Annotated in this window: 19 protein-coding genes and 1 tRNA gene; 10 read left to right on the forward strand and 10 right to left on the reverse strand. The window is 61.2% G+C overall.

Annotated features, from left to right (window positions below; translation table 11 throughout):
• Window positions 1-113 precede the first annotated feature (113 nt).
• From QQJ98_RS10005 to cydX, 3 genes are read left to right on the forward strand one after another with little or no spacing between them, the layout of a single operon-like run.
• The gene (locus tag QQJ98_RS10005; RefSeq protein ID WP_284325189.1) at window positions 114-1724 is read left to right on the forward strand and encodes a cytochrome ubiquinol oxidase subunit I; all 1611 of its coding nucleotides are present in this window, start codon (window positions 114-116) and stop codon (window positions 1722-1724) included.
• A 4-nt stretch (window positions 1725-1728) separates the two neighbouring features.
• A complete protein-coding gene (gene cydB, locus QQJ98_RS10010; RefSeq protein ID WP_284325190.1) occupies window positions 1729-2892 on the forward strand; it encodes a cytochrome d ubiquinol oxidase subunit II in 1164 nt (387 codons plus the stop codon).
• Between the two features lie 19 nt (window positions 2893-2911).
• Entirely contained in the window at window positions 2912-3037 is a 126-nt protein-coding gene (cydX, locus tag QQJ98_RS10015) for a cytochrome bd-I oxidase subunit CydX (protein ID WP_284325191.1), read from the forward strand.
• 78 nt (window positions 3038-3115) lie between these two features.
• On the opposite strand, the gene QQJ98_RS10020 is transcribed toward cydX, so the two are convergent.
• The 3 genes from QQJ98_RS10020 to QQJ98_RS10030 all read right to left on the reverse strand — a co-directional run bounded on the left by QQJ98_RS10020 (window position 3116) and on the right by QQJ98_RS10030 (window position 5359).
• On the reverse strand, window positions 3116-4117 hold the full coding sequence (locus tag QQJ98_RS10020) for a hypothetical protein (protein WP_284325192.1): 1002 nt from the start codon (window positions 4115-4117) through the stop codon (window positions 3116-3118).
• A gap of 244 nt (window positions 4118-4361) precedes the next feature.
• Window positions 4362-5153 carry a dimethylarginine dimethylaminohydrolase family protein gene (locus tag QQJ98_RS10025; RefSeq protein ID WP_284325193.1) on the reverse strand — a complete coding sequence of 264 codons (792 nt, stop codon included), beginning with the start codon at window positions 5151-5153 and terminating at the stop codon, window positions 4362-4364.
• A 122-nt stretch (window positions 5154-5275) separates the two neighbouring features.
• Window positions 5276-5359 (reverse strand) — tRNA-Tyr (locus QQJ98_RS10030).
• Window positions 5360-5501: 142 nt separating this feature from the next.
• Here QQJ98_RS10030 and rlmB point away from each other — a divergent pair.
• Both rlmB and QQJ98_RS10040 read left to right on the forward strand, forming a co-directional pair.
• Window positions 5502-6287 carry a 23S rRNA (guanosine(2251)-2'-O)-methyltransferase RlmB gene (rlmB, locus tag QQJ98_RS10035; RefSeq protein ID WP_284325194.1) on the forward strand — a complete coding sequence of 262 codons (786 nt, stop codon included), beginning with the start codon at window positions 5502-5504 and terminating at the stop codon, window positions 6285-6287.
• 270 nt (window positions 6288-6557) lie between these two features.
• Window positions 6558-6992, forward strand: coding sequence for a CoA-binding protein (locus tag QQJ98_RS10040; protein ID WP_284325195.1), 435 nt, complete (start codon window positions 6558-6560; stop codon window positions 6990-6992).
• Window positions 6993-7112: 120 nt separating this feature from the next.
• Here the strand turns inward: QQJ98_RS10040 and QQJ98_RS10045 are convergent, their stop codons facing one another.
• The 3 genes from QQJ98_RS10045 to QQJ98_RS10055 form a co-directional block, all read right to left on the reverse strand.
• Complete coding sequence (locus tag QQJ98_RS10045) at window positions 7113-7367, reverse strand: Ada metal-binding domain-containing protein (protein ID WP_284325196.1); 255 nt, start codon at window positions 7365-7367, stop codon at window positions 7113-7115.
• Window positions 7358-8230 (reverse strand): DMT family transporter, encoded by an 873-nt coding sequence (locus QQJ98_RS10050; RefSeq protein WP_284325197.1) that lies wholly within the window; start codon window positions 8228-8230, stop codon window positions 7358-7360. The genes QQJ98_RS10045 and QQJ98_RS10050 overlap by 10 nt, the downstream gene beginning before the upstream one ends.
• A 79-nt stretch (window positions 8231-8309) precedes the next feature.
• Window positions 8310-8702 (reverse strand): DUF2147 domain-containing protein, encoded by a 393-nt coding sequence (locus QQJ98_RS10055; RefSeq protein WP_284325198.1) that lies wholly within the window; start codon window positions 8700-8702, stop codon window positions 8310-8312.
• 132 nt (window positions 8703-8834) lie between these two features.
• Between QQJ98_RS10055 and hisA the strand changes: the two genes are divergently transcribed.
• From hisA to QQJ98_RS10070, 3 genes are all read left to right on the forward strand, one after another.
• Window positions 8835-9554 (forward strand): 1-(5-phosphoribosyl)-5-[(5-phosphoribosylamino)methylideneamino]imidazole-4-carboxamide isomerase, encoded by a 720-nt coding sequence (gene hisA, locus QQJ98_RS10060; RefSeq protein WP_284325199.1) that lies wholly within the window; start codon window positions 8835-8837, stop codon window positions 9552-9554.
• Between the two features lie 93 nt (window positions 9555-9647).
• A complete protein-coding gene (gene hisF / locus QQJ98_RS10065; RefSeq protein WP_284325200.1) occupies window positions 9648-10409 on the forward strand; it encodes an imidazole glycerol phosphate synthase subunit HisF in 762 nt (253 codons plus the stop codon).
• Entirely contained in the window at window positions 10406-10714 is a 309-nt protein-coding gene (locus QQJ98_RS10070; RefSeq protein WP_284325201.1) for a phosphoribosyl-ATP diphosphatase, read from the forward strand. The genes hisF and QQJ98_RS10070 overlap by 4 nt, the downstream gene beginning before the upstream one ends.
• An 89-nt stretch (window positions 10715-10803) precedes the next feature.
• On the opposite strand, the gene QQJ98_RS10075 is transcribed toward QQJ98_RS10070, so the two are convergent.
• Genes QQJ98_RS10075 through hisB form a run of 3 tightly spaced genes read right to left on the reverse strand, consistent with a single transcriptional unit; the run spans window position 10804 to window position 13006 of the window.
• Complete coding sequence (locus tag QQJ98_RS10075) at window positions 10804-11709, reverse strand: glutaminase (protein ID WP_284325202.1); 906 nt, start codon at window positions 11707-11709, stop codon at window positions 10804-10806.
• A complete protein-coding gene (gene hisH, locus QQJ98_RS10080) occupies window positions 11710-12360 on the reverse strand; it encodes an imidazole glycerol phosphate synthase subunit HisH (RefSeq protein WP_284325203.1) in 651 nt (216 codons plus the stop codon).
• 58 nt (window positions 12361-12418) lie between these two features.
• Window positions 12419-13006: an imidazoleglycerol-phosphate dehydratase HisB gene (gene hisB / locus QQJ98_RS10085; RefSeq protein WP_284325204.1), complete on the reverse strand. Its 588-nt coding sequence runs from the start codon at window positions 13004-13006 to the stop codon at window positions 12419-12421.
• 127 nt (window positions 13007-13133) lie between these two features.
• Between hisB and QQJ98_RS10090 the strand changes: the two genes are divergently transcribed.
• Entirely contained in the window at window positions 13134-14507 is a 1374-nt protein-coding gene (locus QQJ98_RS10090) for a phosphohexomutase domain-containing protein (protein ID WP_284325205.1), read from the forward strand.
• A 102-nt stretch (window positions 14508-14609) separates the two neighbouring features.
• Here QQJ98_RS10090 and QQJ98_RS10095 read toward each other — a convergent pair whose 3' ends face one another.
• Window positions 14610-16133 carry a UxaA family hydrolase gene (locus QQJ98_RS10095; RefSeq protein WP_284325206.1) on the reverse strand — a complete coding sequence of 508 codons (1524 nt, stop codon included), beginning with the start codon at window positions 16131-16133 and terminating at the stop codon, window positions 14610-14612.
• Between the two features lie 66 nt (window positions 16134-16199).
• On the opposite strand from QQJ98_RS10095, the gene QQJ98_RS10100 reads away from it, so the two are divergent.
• Window positions 16200-16931: a GntR family transcriptional regulator gene (locus QQJ98_RS10100; protein WP_284325207.1), complete on the forward strand. Its 732-nt coding sequence runs from the start codon at window positions 16200-16202 to the stop codon at window positions 16929-16931.
• Window positions 16932-17006: the final 75 nt, after the last annotated feature.

Genomic DNA, 17006 nt, shown 5'->3' on the forward strand with positions numbered 1-17006 from the left:
CTGTGATATGGGATGACCCATAGCGCTGGGGCCAAGCGGCCTGACCCTTTACAAGACCCATCACGCGACATCCGCAGCCCACTCGGCTTGCGCGATCAGCAGGAGCATATGCAATGGAATTCGGCATCGTCGAACTGTCCCGCCTACAATTCGCCACCACCGCGATGTTCCACTTTCTGTTCGTGCCGCTGACCATCGGCCTGTCGATCATCGTGGCCATCATGGAAACCGTCTATGTGATGACCAACCGGCCGATCTGGCGGCAGATGACCAAATTCTGGGGCGCATTGTTCGGCATCAACTTTGCCATCGGCGTCGCCACCGGCATCACCATGGAGTTTCAGTTCGGCATGAACTGGAGCTATTACAGCCAATATGTCGGCGACATCTTCGGCGCCCCTCTCGCCATCGAAGGTCTGATGGCCTTCTTCCTTGAGGCCACCTTTGTCGGGCTGTTCTTCTTCGGTTGGGATAAGCTCAGCAAAACCCAGCACCTTGTGGTGGCATGGCTGGTCGCCATCGGCTCCAATTTCTCTGCCCTGTGGATCCTGATTGCCAATGGCTGGATGCAAGACCCGGTCGGCGCCGCATTCAACCCGATGACCATGCGGATGGAGATGACCGATTTCTGGGCCGTGCTGTTCAACGAAGTGGCCCAAGCGAAATTCGTCCACACCGTCTCGGCAGGCTATGTCACCGCCTCGGTCTTCGTGCTGGGGGTGTCTGCATGGTATCTGCTGCGCGACCGCCATGTTGAACTGGCGCGGCGATCCATCGCCGTGGCCGCCGCGTTCGGCCTTGCCTCGGCGTTCTCGGTGGTGCTTTTGGGCGACGAATCCGGCTACAACGCCACCCACAGCCAAAAGATGAAACTCGCCGCGATTGAGGGCATGTGGCACACCGAACCTGCCCCCGCCGCGATCACCGCCTTCGGCTTTCCCGATCAGGAAGCCCGCGAAACCCACTACGCCATCCACATTCCCTATGTGATGGGCCTGATCGGCACCCGCTCGCTGACCACCGAAATTCCCGGCATTTCCGAACTGGTGGAACAGGCAGAGGTCCGCATCCGCTCTGGCATGATCGCCTACGAGGCTTTGTTGACCCTGCGCGCCGAGCGTGACGCGACGCCGCAACTGGTGAAAGACACGTTCGAACTGCACTCTGCCGATCTTGGCTTTGCGCTGTTGCTGCGCAAATACACCGACATGCCACATCTGGCGACTGAGACGCAGATCAAACAGGCCGCGAATGACACCGTGCCGACCGTCTGGCCACTGTTCTGGGCCTTCCGCATCATGGCGGGACTGGGATTCCTGTTCATCGGCACGATGTTGTATTTCTTCTACCGCGCCTCGTTCAAGCGGATGAACTTCCCGCGCCCGGCGCTGCATATGGCGGTCTGGATGATCCCGGCTCCTTGGATCGCCGCCGAGATGGGCTGGTTTGTCGCCGAATTTGGCCGCCAGCCGTGGACGGTGGACGGCGTTCTGCCGACCGCGCTTTCGGTATCTGCCCTGTCGATGACCGAGGTGGCCATCACCCTCGCGGGTTTTGTGATCTTTTATTCGATCCTGTTCGTGGTCGAGATGGGTCTGATGTTGAAATACATCCGCAAAGGCCCGTTCCTTGAGGTGGCCGAAACCGAGGCTTGGATGGTGCGGCACGAATTGCGCCTTGCGGGTCGTAAAAATGCCGATCCAATCGCTGTGGCAGGGGAATAATATCATGATCCTGAATGAACTTATCAGCTACGAAACCCTGCGTCTGGTCTGGTGGGTGTTGGTCGGCGTGCTGCTGATCGGCTTTGCGCTGACCGATGGCTTTGATATGGGCGTCGGCGCTTTGCTGCCCTTTGTCGCCAAAACCGATACCGAGCGCCGCGTGGCGATCAATACCGTGGGGCCGGTATGGGAGGGCAATCAGGTCTGGTTCATCCTTGGCGGCGGCGCGATCTTTGCCGCATGGCCGCCGCTATATGCGGTGTCTTTCTCGGGATTTTATCTGGCGATGTGGTTGGTGCTGGCGGCGCTGATCGTGCGTCCGGTGGCGTTCAAATACCGATCAAAACGCGATGACAAACGCTGGCGGGCGGCTTGGGATTGGGCGCTGTTCGCGGGGGGCGCTGTGCCTGCGACGATCTTCGGCGTGGCGGTGGGCAATGTGCTGCAAGGCGTGCCGTTCCACTTCACCGACGATCTGCACGCGATTTATGAAGGCGTGTGGTATGTCAAATTCTTCAGCCTGCTCAACCCCTTTGCTCTTTGTGCGGGCCTGCTGTCCCTGTCGATGTTGGTGATGCACGGCGCGGCTTGGCTGACATTGAAAGCCGAAGGCCCGGTGCAAATCCGCGCCCGCCGTATTGGATCGGTCGCGGCGCTGCTGGCAGTTTGCGGCTATCTGGGCTTGGGGCTCTGGTTGGCTTACGGCTTTGACGGCTACCAGATTGTTGGAGACTTCGTCACCGACGGCCCCTCGAACCCGCTGCATTTTGAAGTGGCAAAGGGCGGCTCTTGGATGGAAGCCTATGCTCTGCGTCCGTGGATCGCCCTTGCGCCGGTGCTTGGCGTGGTCGGCGGCGTGTTGGCCTTTGCTGGCCTGCGGGCAGGGCGCGAAGTCACCACCCTGCTGGCGTCGAAACTTGCAATTTTCGGCATGATCGCCTCGATTGGCCTGACGATGTTCCCGTTCATCCTGCCCTCATCCAGCGATCCAAGATCGTCGCTGACGGTTTGGAATGCCTCATCCTCGCATCTGACTTTGTTCATCATGCTGGTGGTGACGGCGATCTTTCTGCCGCTGATCCTGATGTACACCGCATGGGTTTACAAGGTGCTGTGGGGCAAGGTGACGGAGGCAGATGTGTCGGAAAACTCGCACGGTCTTTACTAAGCGTTTGAAAGGATAGGACATGTGGTATTTTGCTTGGATGCTTGGCCTACCCCTTGCTGCGATGTTCGCGGTGGTCAATGCGATGTGGCTGGAAATGCAGGAAGACAGCCGCAAGATCGGCAATCTGGACGAAGACGACGCGTAAAGCCGCCCCTGAGGTGTCCGGGCCTCGTGGGCTAAGCAGAGGCCCCGGATCAAGTCCGGGGCGGCGCGGCGCTGGGGCTTAACGCAGCCACAAGCCCTCGCGTTTCAACACAAACCGGATCGCTTGCTCGCGCCGGGGCAGGTCGTCGCGGTCAAACAGTGCGCGCACCTTGCGGCCCCGGTTTTGATAGATCATCAGCCGCGCAGGCTCGTAATCGCGCACAATCCGCCGCAGTTCTTTCTGCCCGGCCACCTGCTCCAACACCTCAACCACCCGGTCGCTTTCGCGCGCATAAAGCAGGGGCAGGGTGCGGTAATGGCAGGTCACCGCGCCATCCAATCCAGCCAGCGCCGCGCCGGGACGCCCGCCACCAAAACTGTGGATCACCAAAGGCAAGGCGATCTGGTCCAACCACGGGTAGATTTCCTGGCACACCAATGCCTCCGGGCGATCATCGCGGATCGCCAGCGCGTATTCCAGAAACCGCTGGCCGAACGCCTTTGGGCTTTGGTGAAAGAACCACCCGGCGTTGAAATAGAGGAAGCGTCGCCAGTAATTCGCGGGCTGGTCCAGATCCAACGTATCTTCAAACGTCAGCCCAAAGCGGTCATACAGCGATTGCCACAGCGCTGCCAAATCGGGGCCATACAATTCCTGCACCGGCCACGTCCCCTCGCGCCGCATCGAGGCCGAAGGCCGCGCGAAATCAAACCCCACCGAAGCAAGTTCCCCGGTGATCAACGTATCGGTATCAAGAAACAAAAACGGCTGATCCGGCAGCGCCGTCAGCGCCTCGATCTTGTTGCCATGCGGATAGCTTTGGCCGAAATGCACCGCCTCAAACGGCAAAATCTCGGCCCCCAGCTCGGCCAGCATCGCGCGCACCGAAGGATCAGTCACCGCCACCGATTTCTGCCAGGCCCCGCCCTGCTGCGGCTCGGCCAGATACAATTTGCCCGCGAAATCCGGGTTGGTGGCGCGCAACGATGCCGCCAGCAACAGCGCCTCATATTGCAACCGCCCCGATTGCACCACGGCGACGATGTTGAAAACTTGCTGCGCGGGTTGGGGATCGGTCATGCTACTCTCGCGGGGATAGGCCCCCGTGCTGCTGCTATTGGTTCCATATTACGCACAATCCCCCGCCAGCAAAAGCAAAAGCAGGGTCAGATGCCACGGAATTGCCTGAATATGTCTGCACTTATGCTCTCGCCCCAGGCACTGCTGATGCCCCCGGTTTCACACTGGCGAAAATACTCCCGCCGGAGGCATCCGCACTCTCTGCCGGAGCCTCCGGCGGGAGTATTTTAAAAAGAGCAAATCCTCAGCGTGTCGGCGAAAACCGCAGCGACAAACACGACATGCCGCCATCAATCTTGGCACATTCGCTGTTGCCGATCTCGACGACCTTGTAGCCTGCCTGCACCAGCACCGCGCGGGTCTTTGGAAAGCCTGCAGGCATGATCACCAGATCGTTAAAGCGGATGGTATTGGCGCAAGCCTCTTCGCCATCTGCCACATAGATCACCTTGTAGCCGTCAAAACAGCCCGAATCCGCCAGACGTTTGGTGGACAGGATGGTGTCGCCATCCAAAAGCGAGCAATCGGTTTTGAAATGCAACACCCCCGGCGGCGTGAAGACTTCGCGCACGGTATAGCCCCAATCGGCCACCAGCTTTGCAAGCTCTGCCACGCCCGCGGCATTGGTGCGATCCGAGCGGCCGACCAGAATCTCGCGCTCGGTGGTCAGGATGTCACCGCCTTCGATAAAGCTGTCCGCACCCTCGATGCGGCGCACCACGCCGTAAAGCGCTGCCAGATGCGGCGCCATTTCGGCCGCCTCTCCCAGCCGCGAGGGCGCACCGGGCCGCATCACAACAGCGCCCTCGGGCAGGCACAGCGCGGTATCCTCGACAAACACCGAATCCGGGAAAGCCTCCATCGCGTCCAGTTCCAGCACCTGCGCCCCGGTTGACCGCAACGCCGCGATGTAATCGGCATGATGCGCCTGCATCACCGCCAGATCTGGGGTGCCAGTATCGACGGCGCGCAGGCCTGCGATGATGCTGGCCGAAGGGCGGCGGGTGATGGCATGGCTGAAGGTGTAAGACCGCATGTAAGGCTCCTGATCCGAATTTTCCCGACCCTAGCGCAAAGCATCCGCGCCCGCAAACGGGGCCCCGACGCACTGGCAAACCAAGGCCTAAGCCATTGGTCTGTCTTCATGTTTTGGAAAACTGGTGGGCGATCTTGGAATCGAACCAAGCATGAGTCGCCTCGGCGGAGTTACAGTCCGCTGCCGCACCTTGCAGCATATCGCCCACTGCGGCGGTGATTACCGAAGCCTGTCGGGGGCGTCAAGGGCGGAAAGGCGGAACACTGGGGGATTTTTCCAAAGCTTTCACCTTGCGCCCAAAGCCCACAACCCGCATTGTCGCGCCCGGATCAAAAGGGGCTTGCGGCGATGTCGGGTGATAAAAAACCAACTTGGGTTGTGGACAAAGAACGCAACCGCCGGGCCGAGGCGCGCGAAACCGTCTGGCTGTTCGGCCTGCATGCCGTGCGCGACGCGCTGATGAACCCGGCGCGTGAGAAAATCCGCCTCGTTGTCACCAAAAACGCGCTGGACAAGCTGGAAGAGGCGGTCGCCTTCTCGAAAATGGAACCCGAACTCTCTGATCCCCGCAGCTTTTCGGTGCCGATTGACGAAGGCTCGGTCCACCAAGGTGCGGCGCTTGAAGTCAAGGCGCTGAACTGGGGCAAGCTTGCCGATGTTGCGATCTCTGGCGCGGGCGAGCCGCTGATCGTTCTCTTGGATCGCGTCACAGACCCGCACAACGTCGGTGCCATCCTGCGCTCGGCCGAGGTGTTCGGCGCTCGCGCTGTCGTCGCCCCGCGCCACCATTCCGCGCCTGAAACCGGGGCCTTGGCGAAGACCGCCAGCGGCGCGCTTGAACGCCAACCTTACCTGAAAGTCACCAACCTTGCCGAGGCGATGGAAGAGTTGAAGGCGATGGGCTACACGCTGATCGGCCTTGATGGCGACGGCACGATCGAACTTTCCGCCGCGATGGCAAGCGTCGGCAAGCGCCCTGTCGCCTTGGTCTTGGGTGCCGAAGGCCCGGGCCTGCGCGAAAAGACCCGAGAGACCTGCGATATGATCGCCCGAATCCCGTTTGTGGGCGAATTTGGCAGTCTGAACGTCTCGAACGCGGCGGCTGTTGGGCTTTACGCGGCGGCGACTCGCTAGACCTGCGCTAAAATCTTTCATCTGTTCCCAAATATCCTGGGGGTTTGGGGGCTAGCCCCCAACTTCGCCGCCCCCTTGCCGCAGACGCAGCATCACAAAATCGCGACCGGGTCTTTAATGGCTGGCTGTGGCATCCATATCATACTCACGCGAGCCGGAACTCTCGCGGTGCCTGTTTACTGTCCCTCGTTCCACACCTTGACGTCCGGCCCACGGGTTGATCCTGTGCCCCGGACGTCTTTTTTTGTGCGATCTATTGAGGAGCCCGCCATGCCCGCCAGCACCGACGCCGAAATCCGCCAGATCCTGACCGATGTGAAGACCATCGCAGTCGTTGGCTGGTCGCCCAACCCCGACCGTCCCAGCCACGGCGTCGCGCGCTTTCTGGCGCAGCAGGGCTACCGGGTGATTGCTGTAAATCCGGGGCAGGCGGGGCAGATCGTCCATGGCGAGGTCGTGCGCGCCAGTCTGGGCGAGATTGAGGGCGGCGTTGATATGGTGGATATTTTCCGACGCTCGGAAGAAGCGGGGGCGGTGGTTGATGAGGCTTTGGCGGCTTTCCCAAACCTGAAAGCCGTATGGATGCAATTGGGTGTCAGCGATGACGCGGCGGCACACCGCGCCGAAGCGCGCGGCGTGGTGGCGGTGATGAACCGCTGCCCCGCCATCGAAATCCCCCGGCTTGGGATCGCGCCAAAAACTTAAGGAAATTTTAAGGAATTTTCCCTAAGGCACTGATTTATAATGATTTAGATTTTGTCCCCGCGGGGACAAACCTTGTTTAGCACAGGTTTTCCAGCTGTCCCCGCGGGGACAAACTGGGAATTATACTGCCTTATGCGCTGTCCCCGCGGGGACAGTCCGTGCCGCACAGCGCTTGCAGCGCCGATAGCCCGCCGCCTCAGCCTCGGCCAGCGTCACAAAAATCCGCAGATTTTTCCGCAGCGGTGGCCGCGACGGGCAGCCGAAATCGCAATAAATCCCGGTGCTCGCCACGCCATAAAACCCAGCCCGCGCGACCTTGGCCAGCAAATCCGCCCAATCCTGATCGCGGGCCATCTGCCCGCCGTTCAACGCCATTTCAACACCCGCCCATCCAAGGCAATCAGACCCAAAGCGATCAAAGCAAACCCCGCCATTTGCCGGGTCGAGATCGCCTCGCCCAAGATAATCGCACCCAGCAGGCAGGCCGAAACCGGCACCAGAAACGTCACCAACAGCAGATTGGTCGGCCCCGCCGAGGCCAGCAGCCGGAAATAGATCAGATAGGCCAGCGCCGTTGAAAACGCCGCAATCGCCAGCACCGCCCCCACCACCGCCATCCCCGGCGCAGGCAGGCTCCAAGGCTGATCCACCACCAGCCAGATCGGCAGCAACATCACAGCTGCCGAGGCCACCTGCCCGAAAGCCGTCGCCAGCGGTGGCACCCCCAAGCTGCGAAACCGCCGCCCCCAGATCCCGGCCAGCCCATAGGAAAACGCCGCCCCCAAACAGGCAAGGCTGGCCCAGGCATCGCCCAGATTGATCCCGCCCATCATCACCACCACACCCGCAAAGCCGCAAGCCAGCCCCGCCGCTTTGGGCGCAGTGATCTTTTCCTCGGTCAACAGATGCGCCAAAACGACGCCCCAAAGTGGTGTGGTCGCGTTCAGGATCGACGCCATGCCGCCCGAAATCCGCCCCTGCGCCAGCACAAACAGCGTGAACGGCACCGCATTGTTCAAAAGCCCCATCCCCGCCAGCGCCCGCCACACTCCAGCCCCACGCGGAAACGCCGTGCCCGTCGCCAGCAGCGCCAGCGCCAGAAAGCCCGCGCCCAATCCCACCCGGCCCCAAACCACGCTCAAGGTCGGCAGGCCCTGCAAGGCCACCGCCACAAAGAAAAACGACCCGCCCCAAAGCAGGGACAGGATCGCCAGACGTACCCAATCTTTACCAGACATCCGCGGCCCCCGATTTCAGCCGCCAGATAAACCGGGACGCCCCACAAAGGCGACCCGGTTTATGCTGTTTTGCGCAAGTCTATTTCACGCGGGTCCAAGTGCCGCCATCGCGGCAAATTCCGAACACGCAGCCGCGTACCGACAGTTTGTTTCCCGCAAGGGTCATGTCGGAATTATATGTCTTGTCACGGTCGGGCGACCAGATCTGACCATCATCGTAAAGCCCGTCCGGGTAAGCGACCATATCCCAGACGATCTTCTTGCCAACATTTTCACTGGCCTTTTCCTTGCCCGCAGAATCGAACGCCTTGATCAGCGTGCCGCAAAATGCGGGCCCACAGGGCTTGATCTGCACATAGCCAAAATTGCCGTTATCATCGGGTTTGGTCTTCCATATCCCCTCGACCGGGTCGGCCAAGGCCACCCCTGCACAGAGCGAAAACATGCAGGCGAGTATCATTTTCTTGATCATAGTCTTTCCTCCCTCAAGGACTGATCGCAGCTTGCCCGCAATTTGGCGCAAATCAACACTGACGTCGGGTCGCGCGGGTCTTGGCAATCGCGTCCGGGCACCCTAAAGCCTGCAGCAAAGAGGGAGTCTCCAATGATCCTATACCCCGCGATTGATCTTAAAGACGGCCAATGCGTGCGGCTGCTGCGCGGCGAGATGTCGGCGGCCACGGTGTTCGGCGATGATCCGGCAGCGCAGGCGCTTAAATTTCAGGATGCCGGCTGCGCTTGGTTGCATCTGGTCGATCTGAACGGCGCGTTTGCGGGGGCTCCGGTCAATGGCCGGGCGGTCGAGGCGATCTTGGCGGCGGTGAAGGTTCCCGCGCAACTCGGCGGCGGCATCCGCGATATGGCGACGATTGCGATGTGGCTGGAAAAGGGTTTGTCGCGGGTGATCCTTGGCACAGTCGCGGTGGAAAATCCTGACCTCGTGCGCCAAGCCGCAAAGGCCTTCCCCGGTCAAGTCGCCGTGGGGATTGACGCCCGAAAAGGTTTTGTGGCGACCAAGGGCTGGGCTACGGAAACCACCGTCAAAGTCACCGATCTTGCCCGCAGCTTTGAAGACGCGGGCGTGGCCGCGATCATCTACACCGACATCGACCGCGACGGCGCGATGCAGGGCCCGAACCTTGAGGCGACCGAGGCCCTCGCACGCGCGGTCTCGCTCCCGGTGATCGCCAGCGGTGGCGTCAGCCGGATGGAAGACCTGATCGCTTTGCGTGATACCGGCGTGATTGCCGGGGCGATCTCGGGCCGCGCACTTTATGACGGCGCGATTGATCTCGGCGCAGCACTGAAAGCCCTCAGCCTCTAGGTCATCCTCTCTGCTAAAATATCCTCGGGGTGAGGCGAAGCCGAGGGGGCGAGCCCCCTATCCCCGCTCTGCCACACGCGCTAAGGTCACATCATGCTGAAAACCCGCCTGATCCCCTGTCTTGATGTCGCCGATGGCCGCGTGGTCAAAGGCGTCAATTTCGTGGGCTTGCGCGATGCGGGCGATCCTGTCGAAGCCGCGCGCGCCTATGATGCGGCGGGCGCGGATGAGCTGTGTTTTCTGGATATTCACGCCACCCATGAGAATCGCGGCACGATGTTTGATCTGGTGACGCGCACCGCCGAGGCTTGTTTCATGCCGCTGACCGTGGGCGGCGGCGTGCGCACGCATGAAGATGTGCGGGCCTTGTTGCTGGCGGGGGCGGATAAGGTGTCGTTCAACTCGGCAGCCGTCGCCAACCCGGATGTGGTCGCCGAGGCCGCTGATCGGTTTGGCAGCCAGTGCATCGTGGTTGCAATTGATGCCAAGACGGTCAGCCCCGGCAAATGGGAGATTTTTACCCACGGCGGGCGCAAAGCCACCGGGATTGATGCGGTGGAATTTGCCAAGCTGATGGTTGGCAAGGGCGCGGGAGAGATCCTGCTGACCTCGATGGACCGGGACGGCACCAAGGCGGGCTACAATCTGGGGCTGACGCGGGCGGTGTCGGATGCGGTTTCGGTGCCGGTGATTGCATCAGGGGGGGTGGGGACGTTGGAGCATCTGGTCGAGGGTGTGACCAAAGGCGGCGCTTCGGCAGTGCTCGCGGCTTCGATCTTTCATTTTGGCGCGTTTTCGATTGGCGAGGCCAAGCAGCATATGGCTGCGGCGGGTATTCCGATGAGGTTGGCATGAGCGCGCTGGAGAGGTTAGGCGAGACGATCCTCGCCCGCAAAAATGCCGACCCGGAGAGTTCCTGGACGGCGAAATTGTTGGCCAAGGGCCCAGAGAAATGCGCCGAGAAATTCGGCGAGGAAGCCGTTGAGGCGATCATCGAGGCCGTGAAGGGCGATCGTGCCAAGCTGACCGCTGAGGCGGCGGATGTGGTCTATCATCTGCTGGTGATGTTGGCTGCGCGCGATGTTTCATGGGGCGATGTGGCGGCGGAATTGGAGCGGCGCGAGGGGGTCTCGGGCATCGTTGAAAAAGCGACGCGGTAGTATGTCCAAGCCTGGACTTGGGGGCCGCGAAGCAGCCTCCGGCGGGGATATTTAAGAACAGATGAAACGGCTCTGCCGGTTCAGGGCAATCAGCCGAACACCGACCAGCCCATGCCGCGCGCCAGTTTCTCGATGGCGAATGCGCCCAGTTTCGAGTTGCCATAGTCGTTCAACCCCGGCGACCACACCGCGATGGAGGCTTTGCCGGGGGCAATCGCCAGAATACCGCCCCCCACGCCAGATTTACCGGGCAGCCCGACCCGGTAGGCAAATTCGCCCGAGGCGTCATAATGGCCGCAGGTCATCATCAAGGCGTTGATGCGGCGGATGCGGGCGATGGAGACCAAGCGCGGGCAACCGGGCGCACCCAGTAAGAAACGGCCTGCGCGGGCGAGTTGGGCGGCGGTCATCTCGACCGCGCATTGATGCACATAGGTGCCGATGGCGAGCGCTGTCGGATTGCGCAGATTGCCCATCGCGGCCATGAATTCGGCCAAGGCGATATTGCGATGTGCGGTGGCTTGTTCCGATTTTGCGACCGCTTGATTGATGGTGATGCTGTCATCCTCGGCGGCGGCTTGGATGAAGCGAATGAGTTCGGCCAAAACCTCGCGTGGTTGACGGCCTTGCAGGATGGCATCGGTAACGGCGATGGCGCCCGCGTTGACGAAAGGGTTGCGCGGGATGCCGTTTTCTTGTTCCAGCTGCAGGATCGAGTTGAAGGCAAGGCCAGAGGGTTCGCGGCCAACCCGCGTCCAGATCTGATCGCCCAAGCGGCCCAAGGCGATGGCGAGGGTGAAGACCTTTGAGATCGACTGGATCGAGAACGGGGTTTCGGCGTCACCTGCGGTCAGCACCTCGCCCGAGGGCAAAGCCACGGCGATGCCAAACTGGTTGGGGTCAATCTTGGCAAGTTCGGGAATGTAATCGGCGACGCGGCCGCGATCGGTGGCTTGCGCCATCTCTGCGGCAATCTGATCGAGCAGCGCCTGCATTCAGGGCTTCCAGCGCAGGAAATTGCTGATCAGGCGCAGACCATTGGCTTGGCTTTTCTCGGGGTGGAATTGCATCCCTAGCATGTTGTCACGGCCAATGATCGCGGTGACATCGCCAGCGTAATCGACATGCGCAAGGCGATGCGCGTGGTTTTCGACGCGGAAATGGTAGGAATGGACGAAATAGGCGTGGTCGCCGGTTTTCAACCCGTCAAGAACCGGGTGGGCTGCGATGGCTTGGGTGTCGATCACCAGATCATTCCAGCCCATATGCGGCACTTTCAGCGCGGGGTCGGCCGGGGTGATCTTGACGACCTCGCCCGGGATCCAGCCGAAACCCTCGGTATCCTGATACTCGCGGCCCCAGCTGGCCATCATCTGCATGCCGACGCAGATGCCAAGAAAGGGGCGGGCGCGGATGGTGACGGCTTCTGCGATCGAGTCAAACAAGCCACCATAGCTGCCCAAGGCCCGGCGGCAGGCAGGGAAAGCGCCGTCGCCGGGCAGCACGATGCGGTCGGCGCGGGCGACATCCTTTGGATCCGATGACACAAGGATCTGGCCTGCATCGGTTTCAGTCGCCATGCGCTGAAAGGCCTTTTCGGCGGAGTGCAGGTTGCCGGAGTCGTAGTCTACAAGGACGGTGAGCATGTGTGAATGTGCCTCCGGCGGGGATATTTAAGCAGAGAGGATGACCAAAGGCGCGGCGTCAGAGCGCGCCTTTGGTGGACGGCAGCACGCCTGCCATCCGCGGATCGGGTTCGACCGCTTCGCGCAGCGCACGCGCCACCGCTTTGAAGGCGGCCTCGGCGATGTGGTGGCTGTTGAGGCCGTGGATCAGATCGACATGCAGGGTGATGCCGCCGTGGGTGGCCAGCGCCTGGAAGAATTCGCGCACCAGTTCAGTGTCAAAGCTGCCGATTTTGGCAGCAGTGAAGGGCACATTCCAGACCAGATAGGGGCGGGCCGAAAGATCAAGCGCGCAGCCGACTTGCGTGTCATCCATCGCAAGGCGGAAATGGCCGTAGCGGCGGATGCCTTTCTTGTCGCCCAAAGCGCGGGCAAGGGCTTGGCCCAAGGCGATGCCAGTGTCCTCGACGCAGTGGTGATCGTCGATATGCAGATCGCCCTTGGCGTTGACGGTCAGGTCGATCAGCGAATGGCGGGCGAGTTGATCAAGCATATGGTCGAAAAAGCCGACCCCAGTGGCGATTTTGGCTTGGCCGGTGCCGTCAAGGTTGATGGCGACAGAGATTTTGGTCTCGTTGGTATTGCGGGTGATCTCGGCAATGCGCATCGCGGGCTCCGGGGATTGGGTTGCGGCCTTATAGGGCGGAGGGGGGCGTTTGGAAAGGCATAGGTCGCTGGACCTTTGCGGCGGGCTGCCTATTGTGGCGGCAGATTTGCTGGCAATTTGGTGAGACATGACGACCTATACCTGCTTCAAGGCCTATGACATTCGCGGCAAGCTTGGCGAAGAGCTGAACCCGGATATCGCGCGGCGGGTGGGGCGGGCGTTTGCTGAAGGCTTGGGGGCGCGGCGGGTGGTGCTGGGGCAGGATTGCCGGGCCTCGTCTGCGGAATTGGCGCAAGCGGTGGCCGAGGGGTTGGTGGCGGCAGGGGTTGAGGTGCTGGACCTTGGGCTGTGCGGCACCGAGGAGATGTATTTTGCCACCACGGCACTGGATGCGGATGGCGGGATTGAAGTGACGGCCTCGCATAATCCGATGGATTACAACGGGATGAAGATGGTGCGGCGGGGCTCTGCGCCGTTGGATGCGGGCTCGGGCTTGGCGCGGATCAAGGCCTTGGCGGAAAGCGGGGCATTTGCCGAGGCCCGCGCCGGGGGGCGGGTGGTCGATGCCGCGGGCGTGCGGGCGGCGTTTGTTGCACGGGTACTCTCGTTTGTTGATCTGGGTGCGCTGCGACCTTTGAAGATTGTGGTGAATGCAGGCAATGGCGCGGCAGGGCCGACATTTGATGCGATTGCCGCGGCTTTGGCAGCGGCGGGAGCCCCGTTGCAGTTTGTGCGGATGCATCATGCGCCGGATGGCAGCTTTCCGCATGGCATCCCCAACCCGCTGCTGCCAGAGAACCAACCTGTTACAGCGCAGGCGGTGGTTGCGGCGGGTGCGGATATGGGTGTCGCTTGGGATGGAGATTTCGACCGCTGCTTCTTGTTTGATGCGCAGGGAAACTTTGTGGCGGGCGAATATCTTGTGGGGCTGTTGGCCGCGGTGTTTTTGGCGAAAGAGCCGGGGGCTGTGATCGTGCACGACCCGAGGGTCATCTGGAACACTCAGGATGTGGTGGCAAAGGCGGGCGGGCGGACGGTGGCGGCCCCGACGGGGCATGCGTTTCTCAAGCAGGCGCTGCGCGACACCGGGGCGGTTTATGGTGGCGAGATGTCGGCGCATCATTATTTCCGCGACTTCATGTCCTGCGATTCCGGGATGATCCCGTGGCTGCTGGTGGCCGAGTTGATGGGGCGATCCGGGCACTCGCTTGCCGATCTGCTGGCGCTTCGGCGGGCAGCGTTTCCGTCTTCAGGCGAGATCAACTTTCGGGTCAGCGACGCAAAAGCCGTGGTGGCGCGGATTGAGACGGTTTACGGGCCGCAGGCGCGGACCCGCGATGATCTCGATGGGCTGTCGCTGGACTTCGGCGATTGGCGGTTCAATCTGCGGTCGTCAAATACCGAACCGCTTTTGCGGCTGAATGTGGAATCGCGCGGGCGGGTGGATTTGGTTGAGAAGGCGGTGGCCGAGATTTCTGATCTGATCCGGGCGGCGGGCTGAAGGCGTGGGATGCCTCCGGCGGGGATATTTAAGAACGGATGAAATGGCAGTGTGGCGCGTGTTTCATCTGTTCTTAAATATCCCCGCCGGAGGCGCTTTTTCTTACATCACCGCGCCGATTTGCCATGGCACGAACTCGGCACCACCAAAGCCGAGCTCTTCCGAAAAGGTGCGCTCGCCCGATGCGACGGCGATGACTTTCTCAAGAATTTCAGCGCCTTTCGCGGCGATGCTCACGCCGCTTGTGAGGATGTCGCCGCAGTTGATATCCATGTCTTCGGCCATGCGATTGTACATTTCGGTGTTGGTGGCGAGCTTGATGCAGGGGCTGGGTTTGTAACCCGAAACCGATCCACGCCCGGTGGTGAAGATGATCATCGTGGCACCCGAGGCGATTTGGCCGGTGACTGAACAGGGATCATAGCCGGGGCTGTCCATATAGGTGAAGCCGGCGGTGGTGATGGGTTCAGCAAATTTATAGACGCCGACAAGCGGGGCTGTGCCGCCTTTGGCGACCGCACCCAGCGATTTCTCCAGGATCGTGGTCAAGCCACCGCGTTTGTTGCCGGGGGAAGGGTTATTGTCCATCTCACCGCCGTTGCGGGCGGTGTAATCTTCCCACCATTGGATGCGCTCCAGCAGTTTGTCCCCGACTTCTTTCGACACGGCGCGGCGGGTCAGAAGATGCTCGGCCCCGTAAATCTCGGGGGTTTCCGACAGGATTGTGGTGCCGCCCATCTGCACCAGCAAATCGGACATATGTCCCAAAGCCGGATTGGCGGTGATGCCGGAATAGCCATCTGAGCCGCCGCATTGCAGGCCGATGATCAGCTTGGATACCGGGGCGGGGGCGCGGGCGGTTTTGGAGGCGACCTCTGCCATCTCACGCAGAACCTTCAGCCCTGCCGCGATGGTCGCGCGGGTGCCGCCGGTTTGCTGAATGGTCATGTAGCGGAAATTGCCATCGGGGCGCAGACGGCCTTGGCCGACCAGATCTGGCACCTGCATCACCTCGCAGCCGAGCCCCACCAGCAGGATGCCGCCGAAATTGGCGTTGCGGGCGTAGCCTTTCAAGGTACGCATCAGGGTGTCATAGCCTTCGTTCACGCCCGACATGCCGCAACCTGTGTTGTGCACGATCGGCACAAAGCCGTCGATATTGGGCATTGCCGACAGCACGGGGTCTTTTTCGGCGGCTTCTGCGATGAAGCGCGCGACCGATCCCGAGCAATTCACCGATGTCAGAATCCCGATGTAATTGCGGGTGCCAACCTGCCCATCGGCGCGGTGATAGCCCATGAATGCGCGGGCAGGCAGGGCGGGCAGGGCATGGCTTTCCGAGCCCATGGCATAGTCATTGCTGTGTGGCCCCATGCCAAGATTATGGCTGTGAATATGTGCGCCCGCGGGGATATCGGCCAATGCCTGCCCGATGATCTGGCCATAGCGGATCACCTGCGCCCCCATGGCTATCGGTTGGATTGCGATCTTGTGGCCGCGCGGAATCGCTTGGGTGGTGGCGACTTCAAGCCCGCCGGGCTGTGCGCCGCTGGGCAAATCTGTGAGGGCAATCACCAGATTGTCAGCTGGATTCAATCGGATGACACTGTCATTGCTTTGCGACATCTCGCTTGCGCCTTTGCTTGATCCCGAGCGCTTGATCCCACGATGGCGCTCGGCTAACATGTTAGCATGTTACAGCCCGATGACGCCGTCTCACAAGAGTTGATCTTGCCGGATCGCCGCCTGCATCCATTGGAGGCGTTCTCGGGCTCTTTGGGTGCCAAGGTGTATCAGACGCTGCGGCACGCGATTTTGTCGCTGGCCTATCGTCCGGGTGAAATTCTGCGCAAACCCGAGATTTGCGCAGAATTGGGCGTGTCGCGCAGCCCGGTCTCGGATGCGGTGGCGCGTTTGGCGGGCGAGGGGCTGGTTGATGTGGTGCCGCAGGCGGGAACCTATGTGGCGCGATTTTCGATGGCAGAAATCCGTGAAGGCGCGTTTTTGCGCGAGGCGATAGAGCTGCAAGCGATTGAAACAGTTGCGGAACACATCACCGAAGATCAACTGGTGGTCTTGCGCCGCAATCTGACGGTGCAGGCGGCTTTGTTGGCGGATGGGGATTTCCCCGGATTTTACCAGTTGGATGGCGAGATGCATGAGATGATCCGCAGCTTTACCGGTTATCGCAAGCTGTCGGTGGTGGCGGAAACGGCTTGGGTGCATGTCGAGCGCGCACGGCGCTTGCTGCTGCCGCTGGATGGCCGCGTCTCAGCAACTTTGGCCGAGCACCGCGCGATTTTGGCGGCCTTGGAGGCGCGCGATCCGGTGGCGGCGCGGCTGGCAATGCGGCTGCATTTGCGCAAGCTGCTGAGCTATTTGGAGCCTTTGGAGCGCAACCATCCAGAATTGTTTAACCCATAACAGGCGTTTGATCGGCGGTTTGTCCTGATCCTGCGGCCTGTTGCCCTGCTGTGATGTAGAAGCCTCCGGCGGGAG

The organism is Cypionkella aquatica, from assembly GCF_030161095.1.
GTDB classification, from domain to species: domain Bacteria; phylum Pseudomonadota; class Alphaproteobacteria; order Rhodobacterales; family Rhodobacteraceae; genus Cypionkella; species Cypionkella aquatica.